This is a genomic window from Lacipirellula parvula, from assembly GCF_009177095.1.
Classification (GTDB): Bacteria; Planctomycetota; Planctomycetia; order Pirellulales; family Lacipirellulaceae; genus Lacipirellula; species Lacipirellula parvula.
In genome coordinates this window covers 5,667,950-5,683,864 of the sequence record NZ_AP021861.1, presented here as the reverse complement: position 1 = coordinate 5,683,864, position 15,915 = coordinate 5,667,950, and the positions used below count along the sequence as shown (strand labels likewise).

Annotated in this window: 10 protein-coding genes; 2 read left to right on the top strand and 8 right to left on the bottom strand. The window is 62.5% G+C overall.

What is annotated here, in order from left to right; genetic code table 11:
- Window positions 1-50 precede the first annotated feature (50 nt).
- Both PLANPX_RS22235 and PLANPX_RS22230 read left to right on the top strand, forming a co-directional pair.
- Window positions 51-1,250, top strand: coding sequence for a DUF1573 domain-containing protein (locus tag PLANPX_RS22235; protein WP_152100850.1), 1,200 nt, complete (start codon window positions 51-53; stop codon window positions 1,248-1,250).
- A gap of 180 nt (window positions 1,251-1,430) precedes the next feature.
- The gene (locus PLANPX_RS22230; RefSeq protein ID WP_152100849.1) at window positions 1,431-2,963 is read left to right on the top strand and encodes a multiheme c-type cytochrome; all 1,533 of its coding nucleotides are present in this window, start codon (window positions 1,431-1,433) and stop codon (window positions 2,961-2,963) included.
- A 268-nt stretch (window positions 2,964-3,231) separates the two neighbouring features.
- Here PLANPX_RS22230 and PLANPX_RS22225 read toward each other — a convergent pair whose 3' ends face one another.
- The 8 genes from PLANPX_RS22225 to PLANPX_RS22190 all read right to left on the bottom strand — a co-directional run bounded on the left by PLANPX_RS22225 (window position 3,232) and on the right by PLANPX_RS22190 (window position 15,901).
- On the bottom strand, window positions 3,232-3,675 hold the full coding sequence (locus PLANPX_RS22225; RefSeq protein WP_152100848.1) for a hypothetical protein: 444 nt from the start codon (window positions 3,673-3,675) through the stop codon (window positions 3,232-3,234).
- A 98-nt stretch (window positions 3,676-3,773) separates the two neighbouring features.
- Window positions 3,774-4,523 (bottom strand): YebC/PmpR family DNA-binding transcriptional regulator, encoded by a 750-nt coding sequence (locus tag PLANPX_RS22220; protein WP_152100847.1) that lies wholly within the window; start codon window positions 4,521-4,523, stop codon window positions 3,774-3,776.
- Between the two features lie 105 nt (window positions 4,524-4,628).
- On the bottom strand, window positions 4,629-5,588 hold the full coding sequence (locus PLANPX_RS22215; protein WP_152100846.1) for a hypothetical protein: 960 nt from the start codon (window positions 5,586-5,588) through the stop codon (window positions 4,629-4,631).
- Window positions 5,589-5,787: 199 nt separating this feature from the next.
- Window positions 5,788-6,180 (bottom strand): 30S ribosome-binding factor RbfA, encoded by a 393-nt coding sequence (gene rbfA / locus PLANPX_RS22210; RefSeq protein WP_152100845.1) that lies wholly within the window; start codon window positions 6,178-6,180, stop codon window positions 5,788-5,790.
- Window positions 6,181-6,331: 151 nt separating this feature from the next.
- Window positions 6,332-9,172: a translation initiation factor IF-2 gene (gene infB, locus PLANPX_RS22205; RefSeq protein ID WP_152100844.1), complete on the bottom strand. Its 2,841-nt coding sequence runs from the start codon at window positions 9,170-9,172 to the stop codon at window positions 6,332-6,334.
- Window positions 9,173-9,301: 129 nt separating this feature from the next.
- Window positions 9,302-10,639: a transcription termination factor NusA gene (gene nusA / locus PLANPX_RS22200; RefSeq protein ID WP_152100843.1), complete on the bottom strand. Its 1,338-nt coding sequence runs from the start codon at window positions 10,637-10,639 to the stop codon at window positions 9,302-9,304.
- Between the two features lie 612 nt (window positions 10,640-11,251).
- The gene (locus tag PLANPX_RS22195; RefSeq protein ID WP_152100842.1) at window positions 11,252-12,565 is read right to left on the bottom strand and encodes a beta-ketoacyl-[acyl-carrier-protein] synthase family protein; all 1,314 of its coding nucleotides are present in this window, start codon (window positions 12,563-12,565) and stop codon (window positions 11,252-11,254) included.
- A 273-nt stretch (window positions 12,566-12,838) separates the two neighbouring features.
- Window positions 12,839-15,901, bottom strand: coding sequence for an ELWxxDGT repeat protein (locus tag PLANPX_RS22190; protein ID WP_152100841.1), 3,063 nt, complete (start codon window positions 15,899-15,901; stop codon window positions 12,839-12,841).
- Window positions 15,902-15,915: the final 14 nt, after the last annotated feature.

Sequence of the window (15,915 nt, the reverse complement as noted above, 5' to 3'; positions counted from 1 at the left end):
CGCGGCCGTAGACTCCGGCTCCGACTTTCACGCTCTTGGCGGCGATCACGATGAAAACGACCCTCGTTTGGTTCCTCACGGCAGCGACCCTCGGCATTGCGGCAGGCGCGGCACTCGGCTACTGGGAAGCCCGCCCCTGGACGATGTCCAACGGCTCAAAGCCTGCACTGGCGGCGACTGAGCCGGCAGCCAAGGGCGACGACGCTCCGCCGAGCAATGCCGCCCAGGCGGTGATCGACGAAACGACGTTCGACTTCGACAAGATGGAGAGCGGCACCAAGCAGCAGCATACGTTCGAAATCAAGAACGGCGGCAAGTCGCCGCTCGATTTGGAGTTCGTCTCGCACACCTGCAAATGCACGACGGTCGAACTTAACGGACAGGACGTCGAGCCGGGCGCCGGCGCGACGGTCAAACCAGGCGAGTCGGCCAAGGTGATGCTCGAATGGGCGGCCAAGGTTCCGCCCGGCCCGTTTCGCCATGGCGCCACGTTCCGTACGAACGACCCGGCTCGCGATCGCCTGGAGCTAATGGTCGAAGGCGACATCGTTGATTCGACCACGCTGTCGCCGTCGGTGCTGAACTTCGGCAGCGTCAACATCGGTACGGACGGGGTGGCCGAGATGCTCGTCACTACGGCTCTCGAATCCGAAGTGAAGGTTGAATCGACGGAGGTCGTCGACGCGAAGTTGGCCGAGCAAATCGACGTCAAGGTTGAAGAGGTGGCGAAGGCTGAGTTGCCGCAGGGCGCCGAGGCCGCGGCGCGGGTTGTGGCGACGTTCAAGCCGAAGGGGGCGATCGGCCCGTTCGTCGGCTCGCTCAAGATGAAGACGAATCTCAAGCGGGCTCCGAGCATCGAGGTGCCGATCTACGGCTCGGTGAAGGGCGATATTTCCATTTTCGGCGCCGGCTGGAACGAACCGAGCGGCGTGCTGCGGCTCGCGCCGACGACGAGCGCCGAGGGGTCGACGACGCGGCTGAGCATCTCCATTCGCGGCGAACATGCGAAGGCGACGACGCTGAAGATCGCGTCGGTGAAGCCTGAAGAACTGAAGGCGACGCTCGGCGATCCGAAGGCGATTCGCGACAACCTCGTACAGACGCCGCTGATCGTCGAGATCCCCAAGGGAACGCGGCCGATGGTAATGATGGGCGAAGACCAAGGGGGCGAAGGCGAGATCATCCTGTCGACGACCCATCCTGAAACCTCCGAGGTACGGTTGCGGGTGGCGTTTACGGTGAAGCCGTGAGGGAGAAAGTGGGCAGTGCGCAGTCGGCAGGGGGCGGTTGAGTAACACTCAGCCCGGAACCTTGCTTCTTTACTGCCCACCGCTCCCACACCCAACCGCGGTGGCCCCGTTTTGCCGCAACCGGTACCATCAAGGTTCATCAGCGATCTTGTACGGCTCCATCTCCGGCGGCTTGCCACCATGCGAATTGTCACCTTTGCGGCCTCCGCGTTCGTCGTTCTCGGGCTGCTAGCATTTGTCGGCAACGCCGCCGATCCGACCGCCAAGCCGACGATCGATCCGATCAAGGCGAACGGCGAGATCTTCGTCGGTTGGCCGAAGCCAGAGTTCGCGCTGGTGATCTCCGGCGAACTCGACGGCTATCTCGAACCGTGCGGCTGCGCGGGGCTCGAAAATCAGAAGGGGGGCCTCAAGCGTCGCGAAACGCTGCTCAACGACCTCCGCGCTAAGGGTTGGCCGCTGGTGAAGCTCGACATGGGCGGCCTCGTCAAACGCGACGGCGTCCAGGCCGAGATCAAGTATAAGTACGCCCTTGAGTCGCTCGTCGATCTCGACTACAACGCGATCGGACTTGGCGTGAACGAGTTGTCGCTGGGGAACGTCGAAGCGGTCTCCGTCGCGCTAATGAACCTCGACCCCGCGAAGAACCCGGTCACCTCGGCCAACGTCGGCGTCTACGGGCTCGACGAATCGGTCGAGATGGGGATGACGGCTCGCTTCCGCGTCGTGGAGGCGGGCGGCAAGCGGATCGGCGTGACGTCGGTCCTCGGCGCCAAGCATATCGCCGCGATCAAAGGCCGGACCGACATTGCGACGCTCCCGCCGGCCGAAGCCCTTGCGAAGGTTGTGCCGCTGTTGGCCGCCGAGAAGTGCAACCTTCAGGTGCTGATGGTCCACGGTGATCCGGCCGAGGCGACGACGCTCGCTCAGCAGTTCCCGCAGTTCCAAGTCGTCGCCACGACCGGCGGCGCCGAGGAGCCCCCCAGCAGTCCGAAGGTCATCCCAGGCACGAAGACGCTGCTGATCGAAGCGGGGCACAAAGGGATGTACGTTATTGTGCTCGGCTTCTTCGCCGACGCCCAACAGCCGATTCGCTACCAGCGCGTGCCGCTCGATTCGCGGTTTGTCGAAGGGCCGAAGATGAAGAAGCGGCTTGTCGACTATCAGAAAGAACTCGAGACGGCGACGTTCGAAGGCCTGGGGCTGAAGCCGGTCGCCCATCCGGACGGCGAGTTCGCCGGTTCAGAATCGTGCGCCGCGTGCCATGCGAAGGCTTGGGAAGTGTTCGAAAAAACGCCCCACGCCCACGCGACCGACACGCTGGTGAAGCTCGATCCGCCGCGGCATTTTGATCCTGAATGCCTGTCGTGCCATGTGACCGGCTGGAACGCGCAGCAATACTTTCCGTACAAGAGCGGCTATCTCGGCCTCACCGAAACGCCGCTGATGACGCAGAACGGCTGCGAGAACTGCCACGGCCCCGCCGGCGCCCATGTAAAGGCCGAGAGCGGCGAGATCGACGCGACCGACGCCGAGAAGATCGCCCTGCAGACGGCGTTACGGATGAAGATCGCCCCCAACGAAGGGAACAAAGACGGGCAGACGTACGGCACGGTAGTGAAGAACTGCATGGAGTGCCACGACCTCGACAACAGCCCTGACTTCGACTTCCAGAAGTACTGGCCGCACATTAAGCACGTGGGCAAGGACTAGCGCTCGCATCTGAGTGCGTCGCAGCCCCGTTTGCCGTAGCCCACGTCGTTGGACCCATTTAGCCGCGCGGCGATAGCCCGCTAGTTTTGAAAATGAGGTCGGACGCAGCGCGACCCGCAGCGAGCGAGTTTAAATGGCCGCTGCGGCGTGTAATGTCGCCCAGTGCTTCACCACCTCAGACGGAGCTTACGGCTACGGTTCCGCCATCACTTTGCCTGGGATGTTGAAATTCGGCTAATAACCGGGCAGCTATCTATCGATCAGATGTTTACCGGGTTCTTAAACGGATTTCAAAGCCGTGTTTGCTAAACCGATTGATATCGACCACGTCGATCTCCACTTGGTTCGTGAGACTCTCTAGAAGGAAGGAACCAAATCCAAGACCGAAGACTTTGTTCAGGTCTTGTGAGATTTTACTCGCAAACGTCGTCATTCTGTCTTGGTTAGAGAAAACCGGCAGCAACTTCTCACCATCGACGTCGAGAAGCCATGGCTCAAACGGTTCATTGGCTAATTGTGCTGCATCCGCTTGAATCAATTCAAGCAACTCTTGCTGCGTAAAATTCGCGGCATCTAGAAACCGTTTAGGCTGTTGGGGAATAAATACCGGCCGTTTCTGCAAGTAGCTGGTAAGTACAGCAATATCGTTCTTGTGCGCAATTCGCTCCAGGTCGTCTCTGCCTGTGAGCTTCTCGAGTAGAGTTGCGAGCATGGCTTTGCGATCTAGATATGTCTGCCGCGAGCGGACGGGGCTAAATGTGCGTGGCGGTGTGGAGCGCCGCACGGCACTATCTGGCGGCAGTGCGGAACTTACAGTTCCAACTCGGCCAGCGCCTCGTCGGGAATATTGAAATTCGCCGAGACGGTTTGCACGTCGTCGTGATCGTCGAGCGCCGTCATCATCTTCAGCACGCGGCGGGCGTCGTCGCCCGAGATGTCGACGGTGTCTTTGGGGATGCGAGTGATCTCGCTCCCATCCGTTTGAATGCCGGCCGCTTCGAGGGCTGAGCAGACGGTGGCGTAAGATTCCGGCTCGGCGATGATCTCGTAGAGTTCGCCCTCAGTGCGGACGTCGTCGGCGCCCGCTTCGATGGCGACTTCCATCAGGGCCTCTTCGCCGATCTTTTCTTTGGCGACGCGGACGAGCAACTTGCGGTCGAACATCCATGCGACGCAGCCGGTGGCGCCGAGCTTGCCGCCGGCGACTTCGAAGATCTTGCGAACTTCGGGCGCCGTGCGATTGCGATTGTCGGTGAGGATTTCGCACAGCACGGCGACGCCAGCCGGGCCGTAACCTTCGTACAGCACCTGCTCGAGGTTGCCGCCTTCGAGTTCGCCAGTCCCCTTTTTGATCGATCGCTCGATCGTGTCCTTCGGCATGTTTCCCGCTTTGGCATCGTTGATCGCGTAGCGGAGCTTCAGGTTGGTCGTGGGGTCGCCGCCCCCTTCTTTGGCCGCCACGATGAGCGCCTTGGAGAGCTTGCTCCAGAGCTTGCCGCGCTTGTTGTCGATCGCGGACTTTTTGTGGGCGATGTTCGCCCAGTGTGAATGGCCGGCCATGGGTGCCTTTGGTCAGTTGTCCGTAGTCAGTCGTCAGTGGCTCAATGCGAATTGTGACAGCGACAGCCGCAACTGGCTACTGACAACGGACCACTGACGTTACTTCTAACGAGGCTTCTTCTTCACAAGTTTCTTCGTCGCCGTCGTCGGCTTTTTCTTCGCTGGCGGAGCGGCCTTGGCCGTCGGCTTCTTCGCGGGCGGAGCCGCCTTCTTTTCTGGTTTCTTTTCCGGCTTCTTCGTCGCGGCCGGCTTGGCTGGTTCTTCCTTCTTGGGCGCGGGCTTCTTCGCGGGCTCGGCAGCCTTCGTGGGAGCCGGGGCGGCCTTGGCAGGCGCCGCCGCAGCGGGAGCCTTCACTGGTTCCGGCGGGGCAGGTTCATCGGCCTTCGGACGCTTCGGCAGGTTGTCCTTGGCGTCGGGTTCGATTTCCAGCAGCAACTTGCGGATCGTTGGGCCGTACGGGCTGCGGTGCATCTCGACGCCCAACTGATGGAGCAGCGAACCGGTTTCGACGCCCTTGTTCTTCGGCACGGTTCGTTCAAGGCCCGGCACGGCGCCCTTGGCCGCTTCGGCGTCGGTCACCACGCCGACGACGCGCATCGATTCGAGTAGGCCCTGGTTCACCGGAATCGAGTGTCCGCCCAGCGACTGTTGCGTCACGTAGGCGACGATGAACGGCGTGCTGCCGTTGTATTTTTCGATCGTCTTCACCGCGACGCCGATGTTTTGCTTCTTCAGCGGCTCGAGGTCGAACGAGTAGTGCGTTTCGAACACGCTCTGCAGGACGCGCTTCAGGCGCGTCGCCGATTCGGCCGGGTCGTTGAGCGGCTTGAGAACCTCCGCGAGTTCCTTGATCGTGCTGACGCGGACTTCGTTCCAGTCGAAGTAGTCGGTCGAGAGCGAATGGAACACCTTCTCGGCCGGCTCGTGCAGCGAATTCTCCAGGCAGCAGGAGAAAATTAGATTCTCCAGCAACGAGCGCTCCTTGGGCGGAGCGGTCGGCTTGTAGTGCTTTTTGACGACCTTGAGCACTTTGGTGATGAGCGCTGCGCGATTCTTGCTGGCCATGGGCGAATGTCTCAGTTGATAGCTGCTATGTTTTTTCGCGGCGGCGGTTCCTCCTGAACGCAGCGGCCGAATCCTTGTTTTGGTCGCGTTGCGGTGAACGCAGTTTGTCTAATTATCGCTCGTAAAGTCCGTCTGCGAGCAGGTTTCGGGCATTTGCGGCGAGGCTTTTCGGCCCGTAGGCCCGTGCGAGCCGCAGGCCTTACTCCGGCGAATCCTCAGCGGATTCATCGGCTTCCGATTGTGCCGATTCCTCCGGCAAGACATCGTCCAGCAGCCGAGCGATCGCGATCGACTTTTTCACCCCCATGTCCAGTTCGAAAATGACGCGCGGGGTGTAGCGGGTGTCGATCCGCTTGGCGATCTTTTGCTGCAAGTAGCCGGCGGAACTTTGCAAACCGTGCATGCACAGGTCTGCGGCGCGGTCGTCGCCCATGATGGAAACGAAAACCTTCGCCTGCCGCATGTCGGGCGAGACTTCCACTTTCGTGACGGTCACGCCCTCGATGCGCGGGTCTTTCAAGTCGGCCAGGATCGCCATCCCAACGACTTCCCGAATCGCTTCGGCAGCTTTCAGTACGCGTCGTGAACTCATAAGGCGATACAGTCGAAATACAGGTTAAAGGCGATGCGGCGCGGGGCCTAAATGACGAATGACGAAATCCGAATGACGAATGAAATGCGAAATAGCCGACGGGCGTTCCCGCATTCGTCATTCGTGCTTCGTCATTCAGTCATTTTCATTGTTAGCTGTCGAACTTGCGTCCGATTTCCTCGATGCGGTAGGCCTCGAGCAGATCGCCTTCTTTGATGTCGTTGTAGCCGGAGAGCTTGATACCGCACTCCAGGCCTTCACGGACTTCCTTCGCGTCGTCCTTTTCACGCTTCAGCGTGTCGATGGCGTAGTCGCCGACGATCGTGCTGTCGCGAATGATGCGGACGCGGGCGTCACGGGCGATGATGCCGTTAAGAACACGGCAACCAGCGATGGCGCCCACGCGACTGATCTTGAACACCTGCTGCACGAGCGCTCGACCGAGGTCGACTTCGCGCTCTTCCGGCTTGAGCATGCCTTCGAGCGATTGCTTCAGATCGTCGGCGATCTTGTAGATCACCTCGTAACGACGAACCTGGACGCCGCGTTGATCCGCAGCCGACTTCGCTCGTTCGTCGGGAACGACGTTGAAGGAAATCACGATCGCGTCGGAGGCGTCGGCCAGCATGATGTCGGCTTCAGTAACGCCGCCGACCGTCGCTTGGAGGATCCGCAGCTTGACTTCCGGGTGGTCAAGCTTGCCGAGCTCTTTGCGGATCGCTTCGATCGAACCGCGGGTATCGGCCCGCAGAATGATGTTGAGCGTCGAGACCTCGACGGCGCCATCGAGGCGGTCGAAGAGGTTTTCCAGCGTGACGTGAGTCGGAGCGACGCCGCTGAGGAATTCCGAACGGACCCGCTTGGCGCGAGCCTCGGCGATTTCGCGAGCCAAACCAATGTCGTCAAGCACGTAGAAGTGCTCGCCGGCGGCAGGAGCGATGTCGAGGCCCCAGATGTTGACGGGCATGCTCGGGAGCGCTTCGTCGTAGCGAACGCGCGAGTTGAGCGTGTCGTCCATGCTCTTCACGCGGCCGAACGAATCGCCGCAGACGACGACGTCGCCCACGTGCAGCGTGCCGTTTTGGACCATGAACTTCGCCATGACGCCGCGATCGGCCATCTGCAAGGCTTCCAAGCAGGTGCCGAGGGCTTCGCGCGAAGGATTGGCCTTATACTCGTGAAGTTCCGCGACGGTGAGCAGCGTGTCGAGCAAATTCTCGATGCCGGCGCCGGTAGTAGCGCTGGTTCTCACCACTTCCACGTCGCCGCCCCACTCGCTCGGAAGCAAGTCGTTGGTGGCGAGCTGCTGATAGATCTTGTCGAAGTCGATGCCCGGGAGATCGGTCTTGTTAAGCGCGATCACGATCGGCACATCCGCAGCGCGGGCGTGGCTGATCGCTTCTTCCGTTTGCGGCATGACGCCGTCGTCGGCGGCCACGACGATCACCGCGATGTCGGTGACGTTGGCGCCGCGGGCCCGCATCTCGGTGAAGGCCTCGTGGCCCGGCGTATCGACGAAGGAAATCCGCTTTCCGTTACGATCGACTTGGTAGGCGCGAATGTGCTGCGTGATGCCGCCGCTTTCGCCCTTCGCGACGTTGATGCCGATGATCTTGTCGATGAGCGACGTTTTGCCGTGATCGACGTGCCCCAGGAAGGTGATGACCGGCGGCCGCTGGACGAGCGACTCCTCCGGATCGACCATGCTGCGGATTTCGTCGAGGAACTCGTCTTCGAGGCTCTTGGGAGCTTTGAAGTCGATGACGATGCCGAGTTCCGCGGCAATGAGCTCCGTCATGTCGGGATCCATCTGAGTGTTGAGGGTCGCCATGGCGCCCTCGCTCATCAAGATCCGCAGAATATCGACGCCCGGTACGCCCGCTGCGGCGGAAAGCTCGCGAACGGTGCAGGGGAGCTGGATGCTAATACGCTCTTTTCGCGGCGCGGTCGAGCTAACGCCGGCGCGGCGCTTCGGCCGATTCCGGCGCGGGCCGCGGACCGGGCGGTCATCATCGCCGGGGCGGTTACCAGTGCGACGACGGGCGAGTTGGCGCTCTTCGCGACCGCCGAGCAGCGGACCGCCGCCTTCGCCGGCCTTGCCGTCGATCATCGGCTTGGCGCGACCGCCGCGCTTGCCGGCCTTCGCGGCTTCGTCTTCCGCAGCCTTGGCTTTCTTCGCGGCGTCGACGGCGTCTTCATGGCGCCGCAGGTGGGCCGCCAGCGGCTTGCTGCCGCTCTTGCCGGCGCGCATCGCGTCGGCGGGCAGCTTCATGTCGGGCTTCATCACCTGTTCGCCGCCTGCCTTGCCGCGGACCGGCTTGGGAGGTTCGACGGCGGGCATCGGCGCGAGCTTGATGGCGGGACGAGCCTTCGGCGGGGGCGAACCGGCGGGCTTGCCGGCGTTGCCGCCGCGGTTGCCGGACTTTGGTTCTTCGAAGACGGGCGGCTTGCCCATCATGTTGCCAGGGCCGACGTAATCGTCGCGACGCATGACGCCGGCGAGCGGGCCAGGCGAGCGCGGAACGTCCGCCTCGGGCGGGGCGGAACGGGCGACGGGCGGCGCCGGTTCAACCGGTGGTTCGACGACGGCGGCTTCTTCCGCCGCGGGCGCCTCGGCGGCGGGGGCCAGCGGGGCGGCGAGTTCGGCTGCTTCCTCAAAGACGGGATCAGCGGCCTGTTCTTCGTCGCGCAGCTTGCGCAGGCTGGCCAGCGGGTCCGACGTCTTTTGAGTGACGATCACCGGCATGCGGTTGCCGGCGGCGGCTCGCTCGCGGGGGCGTTCCGGAGCGGCGATGCCCGCGGATCCTCCCTTGGCGGCGGCGGGCTTCGAACTCGAGCCCTTAAAATAGTCTTGAATCTTGACGACTTCGTCTTCAGACAAGCTGGCTAGCGCCGACCCTTTGCCGGTGATGCCAATTTGCGTGCAGAGATCGACCAGCTCTTTGCTGTCGACCTTCAGTTCTTTCGCGAGTGAATAAATACGAACCGCCAAGATGATCTCCCGTTATCGCCGAGCGGCGGCGGATGACCCCTCCGCACGCCACGCCGGCATTTAAAGCCCTAGCACTTAAACCGCCATCGGTTTGCTCCTTCAAAAACGTCTTGCGTCGTCCGGCGTCGATCATGGCGCCGAACCTTCGCTTTCTTCAGCAACTTCTTCCGCCAATGCTTCGCTCTCGCCGCCGTCGACCGGAGCGGTCGGCGCCGTCGGCAAGCGACCAGCGGCAATGTCGGCGGCCACATGTTCCGCTTCAATGGCCGCGATCCGATCTTCTTCACGCTTCTTGCGACGCGCTTCCTGGGCGGCGGCTTCGGCTTCCATCGCCTTGTCCTCCGCCTGGGAAACAATCGTGTCGACTTCTTCTTCGCTCATCTCGCCCATCGCCATGAGCGCGTCCGGCTCGATGACCGACAAGTCGTCGTAGCTCAGGAAGCCTTCTTCCACGAGCCGCTCGGCCAACTCGATGCTCATGCCGTCGAGCTGGCTGAACCCGGTGACGGCCCGGTCGATCGATTCGGCCAGTTCGTCCTGGGTCATGATTTCGATGTCCCAGCCCGACAGCTTGCTCGCTAGGCGAACGTTCTGCCCGCGACGGCCAATCGCCAGCGACAGCTGATCCTCGCGGACCAGCACGATCGCACGACCGAGCATCTTGCAGAGAATCACCTGCTCGACTTCGGCCGGCTGTAGGGCGTTCGGAATGAGGACTTCCAGGTTGTCGTCCCAGCGGACGATGTCGATCCGCTCGCCGCCGAGCTCGTCGACGATGTTCTTGATGCGGTTGCCGCGAACGCCGACGCAGGCGCCGACGCAATCGACGCGGGCGTCGCTCGAGCTGACGGCCACCTTCGAGCGGTAGCCGGGCTCGCGAGCCATGGCGCGAACTTCGATGACGCCGTCGATGATTTCCGGGATTTCTTGCTCGAACAGCCGCTGCACCAACTGCGGGCGGGTGCGGCTGAGGATTACCTTCACGCGGCTGCCGCTCTTGCGAACTTCGAACACCGTCGCGCGGACGCGTTCGTTCACATGATGCGTTTCGCCGGGGATCTGCTCGCTGCGCGGCAGGATGGCTTCGACGTTCGGCAAGGCGACCGTCGCGGCGGCGCCTTCGTAGCGGTGGATGACGCCGCTGACCATGTCGCCGATTTGTTCGGTGTATTCGTCGAACAGAGCGTCGCGCTCCGCTTCGCGAATCTTCTGAATCATCACCTGCTTAGCGGTCTGGGCGCCAATACGGCCGACGACTTCCTCGGAGGGGAGCGCTTCGCCGTCGCAGACGGCCGAGACGTTGCCCGACTGGCGATCGATCGTGACGGTGATGTCGGCCTCTTCGCCGTAGTGTTTCTTCAGCGCTGAGACGAGCGCAGCCTCGATCCCCTCGAACACGATCTCTTTGCCGATGTTCTTGTCGCGATGGATCGCATCGACGATGCGGAGGATTTCGTTGGGATTCATAGGCTGTTTGCTTTCGCGGCGTATTCGCCCGTCGCGTGGCACACCAGGATGTTCGAGTTGTTCAAATTGTTCGCCGCCGAGAGCCTGTAGCAGGCGTCGACCGCGGGTGAACTTTCAGCGCAGTTCGCCCGCGTACTGTCGGACGAAACGCCAAAGCTCGTTCTACGGAAGCACTTAAGGCGTTCCGCAATCAGGTTAGGTTACCGGCGCCAAAGTGGGGTGTCAACCCGCTGGAATGGGGCGACGCCGGGCCGAACGCGACCCCGCCACCCTCGGCAGAGCGGTTGGAACGATCGCGCGGAAGGGGAGGGAAATGAGTGGCGACCGAAGAACGCAGGAGGATGGTTAGAGGCGTTCGGCCGTGCTTTAAGGTGGTCCCCAGCTCCGAAGGAGCGGAATATTGTAGCCGGGGGCGTGATCCCCCGGTCGCCGGTGTTTCATGAATGGAAAGCCCCGGAGGGGCGACACTTCTTTGCTTTGCCGAAAAAGCAGTGTCGCCCCTCCGGGGTTCACGGACTTTGGCGAGGCATCTACCTAGGGGCTCGCGCCCCTGGCTACAACGTGTCGCCCCTACCGGCGCTTGGGCGACTGCCGTGACTAACTCGTGGCGAGCTACACCTTGGCGACTACCAACGCGGCCGCTTGGCCCTGCGGGGTGACGCTCAGTTTCAAAAAGCTCTGGCCAGCCGAGAGATCCGCGGCGCCGGAGGCGCGCACCGGACACTCTGGATCGGGCGTCGAAAAATTGAGCGTCGGGAACAGCGTCCCTTCGCGGAGGGCCAGCAGGCTGGCGACCGTTTCGACGACGCCGCCGCCGGCGCCGAGGTTGCCGAAGAAGCTCTTCGCGGCGACCACCGGCACTTCCTTCACGCGGTCGCCGAGCGCCTCGCGGAGGGCGACCGCTTCTTCGACGTCGCCAGCACGGGTGCCCATCGCGTGGGCCGAGACGTGGCCGAGCTGTGCCGGATCGATTCCCGATGCGGCGAGGGCGGCCTTCGCGGCGTTCGCCAGCGCGACTTCGCGAGCCCCTTTCAGGTTCGCGTCGGCCACCGCGCTACTGCCGGTGCTGAGCAACTCGCCGTAGATCTTGGCCCCGCGAGCTTTTGCCGACTCGTATTCTTCGAGCAAGATGGCGCCGGCGCCTTCGCCGACGACCATGCCGCTGCGGTTGAGATCGAACGGCCGGCAAGCTTCGTGGGCCGGCAACTCGGGGTTCGCGAGCTGCTCCGACTGCGTCGCATGCACCGTCTTGAACGAATGGATGCGCGTTCCCGTGGCGCCGGCGATCATCCGGTCGGCATGGCCGCGGGCGATCGTTTGCGCCGCCTCGCGGATCGCCATCAGCCCCGACGCCTCGCGCATCGTGAGCGAATTGTTCGGCCCCTGCAGGTCGTTGAAGATCGCCACATGGCTGGCCGGCATGTTGGGCAGGTAGCTGAGCATCCACAGCGGATTCATGTCGCGGAGGCCGTCGGTCCCCCATTTGCCGTACTCGAACCCGCCGGCGCCGATCCCCGCCTTCTTCATCGCGCTGATGAAATCCTCGGGCGGGCTGAGCATGTAGTCGCTGCCGAAGACGACGCCCGAGCGTTCAGCCTCCATGGGCGTGGCGCCGAAGCCGCCGTCGACGATCGCGTGCTGCGACGCGGCGACCGCCATCATCGACTCGCGGCACATCATTTTGAGCGCCTTGCGGATCGACTTCTTCAGGTCCTTTTCGAGTTCGCCGAAGTTGTCGATCTCGCCCGCAAACTGCCGGCACTCGCCGCCGAACGCGACCTTGCCGTCGAGGGCAGGGAGGTTCACCAGCGTCTCGATCCCGCTACGGCCGCCGATGAGCGCCGACCAGAATTCTGTCAGGTCGCTCCCCAGCGGCGAAACGATCCCCAAGCCAGTGATGACAACACGACGATCAGCAGCAGACATAGCAAGTTCCAACAGACAACAGCGAGCCGGGCCGTCTCGACCCCGGCGCTCCGCCCGGGCTCTCCGGCAGACAATCAGCCTACCGCCCCCCCGCCGGGTCGCCTACCCCGGCCGGTACGCCGGCTACTAGCATGCGGCTGCGCCGAGCCGCAATTGGCCCGTAGATGCGACTTCGAGGTCGCGCAACCAAGGCGGATCGGTTGCGCAAGGCCCCCCTTCGCGTTGGCTGTAGCAGCTACGAGTTGCTTCGAACCTGAGCTAAGGACAGCCCGTCTATCGCCGTCGCCGCCAGCGCTCGCGGACGAAATCTTGCTCGCTGTCAGTCGTGTAAAGGAGCGAGAAGTCGCCGGCAGCGAAGATGCGGTCGCGCACCGTCGTTGGGAGGGCGTCGCCATCAAACGCGCCTTCCTCAAACTCTTCGCTCGCCACGAGCGCCGCGGCAGCGATCGCCGGCGCGTCGGACGTCGCCATTGCTGCGGATGTTACGGCTGTGTTTGCGCCGTAATTCCCCTTCCACACCTTGAGATCGCCGGCGCCAACCGTCCCGTCGTCATCCCCGTCGGCGCCGCTGCCCGCGGGCGTCGCTGCGGAACCGTATCCGCGTTGCCACGCTAAGAAGTCGGCCCCGTCGACGCGGCCGTCGTCGTTGTAGTCGCCCGCTAGCTTCTTCGGGCCGAATAGCCTCCAGAGCTCTGCACCATGAACGCCGTCGTTTCCGCTGAAATAAATGTCAGAATTGAAGGCGATTGCCGGCCAGAAGTAATCCACCTTCAATTGCAAGGGTAGAGCGCCGAGCGAAGTCGCCGACGTCTCGCCGATTTCCCACGCCGCCTTCAGCTGGTCTGACCAGATGCTGACCAGATAAAGTCGGTCGTCGACGGCGGTAAATCGCCGTTCCGAATACTCGTTGACAGGCGTGGCGGCTAGACGAGCGACGACCGCCGTGCCAGCGGCCGTGCCGTCGGTTTTCCACACGATCGGCGTTCTTGTCGGAGGGGAGTATTCCTCAGACGTGAAGTAAACGTAGTCGTCATGCGCGGCGAACTTCCCATCGAAACCTGAAGCTGCATCGAGCGAGAGAATTTTGGTCGTACCGCCGGCCGTGCCATCGGTGGACCACAGCCATCCGCTCTCCGCGAAGTAGAGCTTGCCGTAGGCGCCGAACAGCGAATCGATCGGCATGGCCCCGATTCCTGGCGCCGACTGTCTGATCAAATGCGTTCCGGCCGTCGTGCCGTCCGATTTCCAGAGCTCCGTCCCGGAGACGCCGTCGTTGGCAAGGAAATAGAGCGCGTCGCCTGAAACAATCAAACGAGACGAAGGGTCAAACTGAAAGAAGGTTCCCGCCGGGCTGACTTGAACAGTTCCCGCCGCAGTCCCGTCGGTCTTGCCTATCACCGTGCCTGAGCCAGCGGTGTAGTAGAGCTCTCCCTTGAAGCTGACGAGGCGCTTCGGATACGAAACGTGCCCCGCCAGCGGCGCCGTCCCCGCGGCGGTTCCGTCGCTCTTCCACAGTACGGGAGAGTTCCAAGTCGTGTCGGAAGCCGTGAAGTAGAGGGCGCCTTCGACGTTGGTGAGCATTTGCGGGTAAGCAGCTTTCAGCGATTGGTCGGAGACGAGAATGTCTTTGACCATCAGCGTGCCCGCCGTCGTGCCGTCGCTCTTCCACAACTCATAGCCATGCTCGCCGTCGGTGGCGGTGAAGTAGAGCGTGCCGGCGACATTGATCAATTCGGTCTCACGGCGGCGATAGTCGCCGGAGGCGGCTGGACGGAGATTTTTGATTAGCTCGGCGTTGACGCCGTCGGTTCTCCACAGGCTCGTCCAGTGCGTTGAACTGCGGCTGATGTAGTACATCCAGTCGCCGACAACCGTGAAACCAACGGGCTCGCCGCCGAGGGTTCGCGCATCGTGGCTGCCGAGGATCTCGACGTTCGCGCCGACTCCAGGCTCCGTCCTCCAAAGTTGCTGTTCGCCGCTCGTCGGATCAAGCGCGGTGAAGTACAGCGACTCGCCGACGGCAGCAACGGCCGACGGCTGAAGGTACAATTCCGACTTGGGGAACTCTTTGATTTTGGCCGTCCCTTGCGGCGTTCCATCGGTCTTGTAAATGACGGGATGGTAACCCGTGGCCGGATAGTAATCGTTGGCTCGGAAGTAGAGGACGTCGCCGGCCGACGCGAGAAACGACGGCGCGTTGAGCGACTCCGCCAGCAGCGTCGAGCTGTTAGTAACAGGGTCGTAGGTTCGAACCGTCCCGCCACTCACGAAGTACAGCGTCCCGTTAGCGTTGGCGAGTTGCGTGGGATGATTGCCTAGGCCCGGCAGATTGATGCGCTGCGTGCCCGACTCGGTCCCGTCGCTCCGCCACATGCCCTGGTTGGCGCCGGAGTTCGCTCTGAAATAGAGAACCCCGTTGAGGTTGGTTAACTGCTCGACGCGTCCCGAGCCTGTCGACGGAGTGAATAGGTCTCGGGCGATCTTCGTCCCGGCCGCCGTTCCGTCGCTGGTCCACAGTTCCTGCTCGTTCGTGCCGTCGTAGTAGCGGAAAAACAGGCGATCGCCGACTGCCGTAGGCTCTCCCAGGTAGCTGTAATTTCCAGGGAGGATCGCCACTCGCAGCGTTCCTGCCTCGGTTCCATCGCTACGCCACAGTTCGCTCGCCGCGGTCCCGCTGGTGGCTCCGAAGTAAAGCAGTCCGTTGACGTTCGCAAACGTCGTCGGCGATGAATCAGCCACGCCAGCGTTGACGTCGGCGACCTGGACCGTGCCGCTCAGCGTGCCGTCCGACTTCCAGAGTTCGAAGCCGTCTTCGCCGCCGTCTGCGGAAAAATAGTAGTCGCCGTTCATTTCCTCCCAATTGGCGAAGATTCCCAATCCGCCATAGGAAATCGAGAGGTTGAAAGTACGCAACGGCTGGGTACCCTCCTCCGTGCCGTCGCTTGTCCACAAGCGATATACTTCGCCGCTGTTCGTCCAGAAGAACAGCTTTCCCCCTACGCCGGCGAGATATCGGGGTAATTCGGGCAATTGGCCAACGGGCGGGAAGTCTTTTACGAGCACAGTCTCGCCCGTGGAGTCGTTAACGCGCCATAGCCCCGTCGTTTGGAGGTCTGGTCGGCCGACATAGAAGACGTCGTCGCCGACTGCCGTGAGCTCATGCTTCGACAGGCTCAGGTAATTGGGCGCGTCGTTCGCATCGACGACCATCGAGGGCGAGATGCTGAGCAATTGGCGTTGTTCCAACTGCTCAACGCGCAAGCGGCGGTTGCCGTTCGCTTGCCTGCAACTAGGCGAACTGCTGCTGTTGCCGAATCCATTCATGGCGCGCCCCATCGACGAAGATCCTT

What these genes read in the sequence shown, in the direction of transcription:
- PLANPX_RS22235 (WP_152100850.1), top strand. Translation starts at nt 51, where the DNA reads ATGAAAACGACCCTCGTTTGGTTCCTCACGGCAGCGACCCTCGGCATT.
- PLANPX_RS22230 (WP_152100849.1), top strand. Translation starts at nt 1,431, where the DNA reads ATGCGAATTGTCACCTTTGCGGCCTCCGCGTTCGTCGTTCTCGGGCTG.
- PLANPX_RS22225 (WP_152100848.1), bottom strand. Translation starts at nt 3,675, where the DNA reads ATGCTCGCAACTCTACTCGAGAAGCTCACAGGCAGAGACGACCTGGAG.
- PLANPX_RS22220 (WP_152100847.1), bottom strand. Translation starts at nt 4,523, where the DNA reads ATGGCCGGCCATTCACACTGGGCGAACATCGCCCACAAAAAGTCCGCG.
- PLANPX_RS22215 (WP_152100846.1), bottom strand. Translation starts at nt 5,588, where the DNA reads ATGGCCAGCAAGAATCGCGCAGCGCTCATCACCAAAGTGCTCAAGGTC.
- rbfA (WP_152100845.1), bottom strand. Translation starts at nt 6,180, where the DNA reads ATGAGTTCACGACGCGTACTGAAAGCTGCCGAAGCGATTCGGGAAGTC.
- nusA (WP_152100843.1), bottom strand. Translation starts at nt 10,639, where the DNA reads ATGAATCCCAACGAAATCCTCCGCATCGTCGATGCGATCCATCGCGAC.
- PLANPX_RS22195 (WP_152100842.1), bottom strand. Translation starts at nt 12,565, where the DNA reads ATGTCTGCTGCTGATCGTCGTGTTGTCATCACTGGCTTGGGGATCGTT.
- PLANPX_RS22190 (WP_152100841.1), bottom strand. Translation starts at nt 15,901, where the DNA reads ATGGGGCGCGCCATGAATGGATTCGGCAACAGCAGCAGTTCGCCTAGT.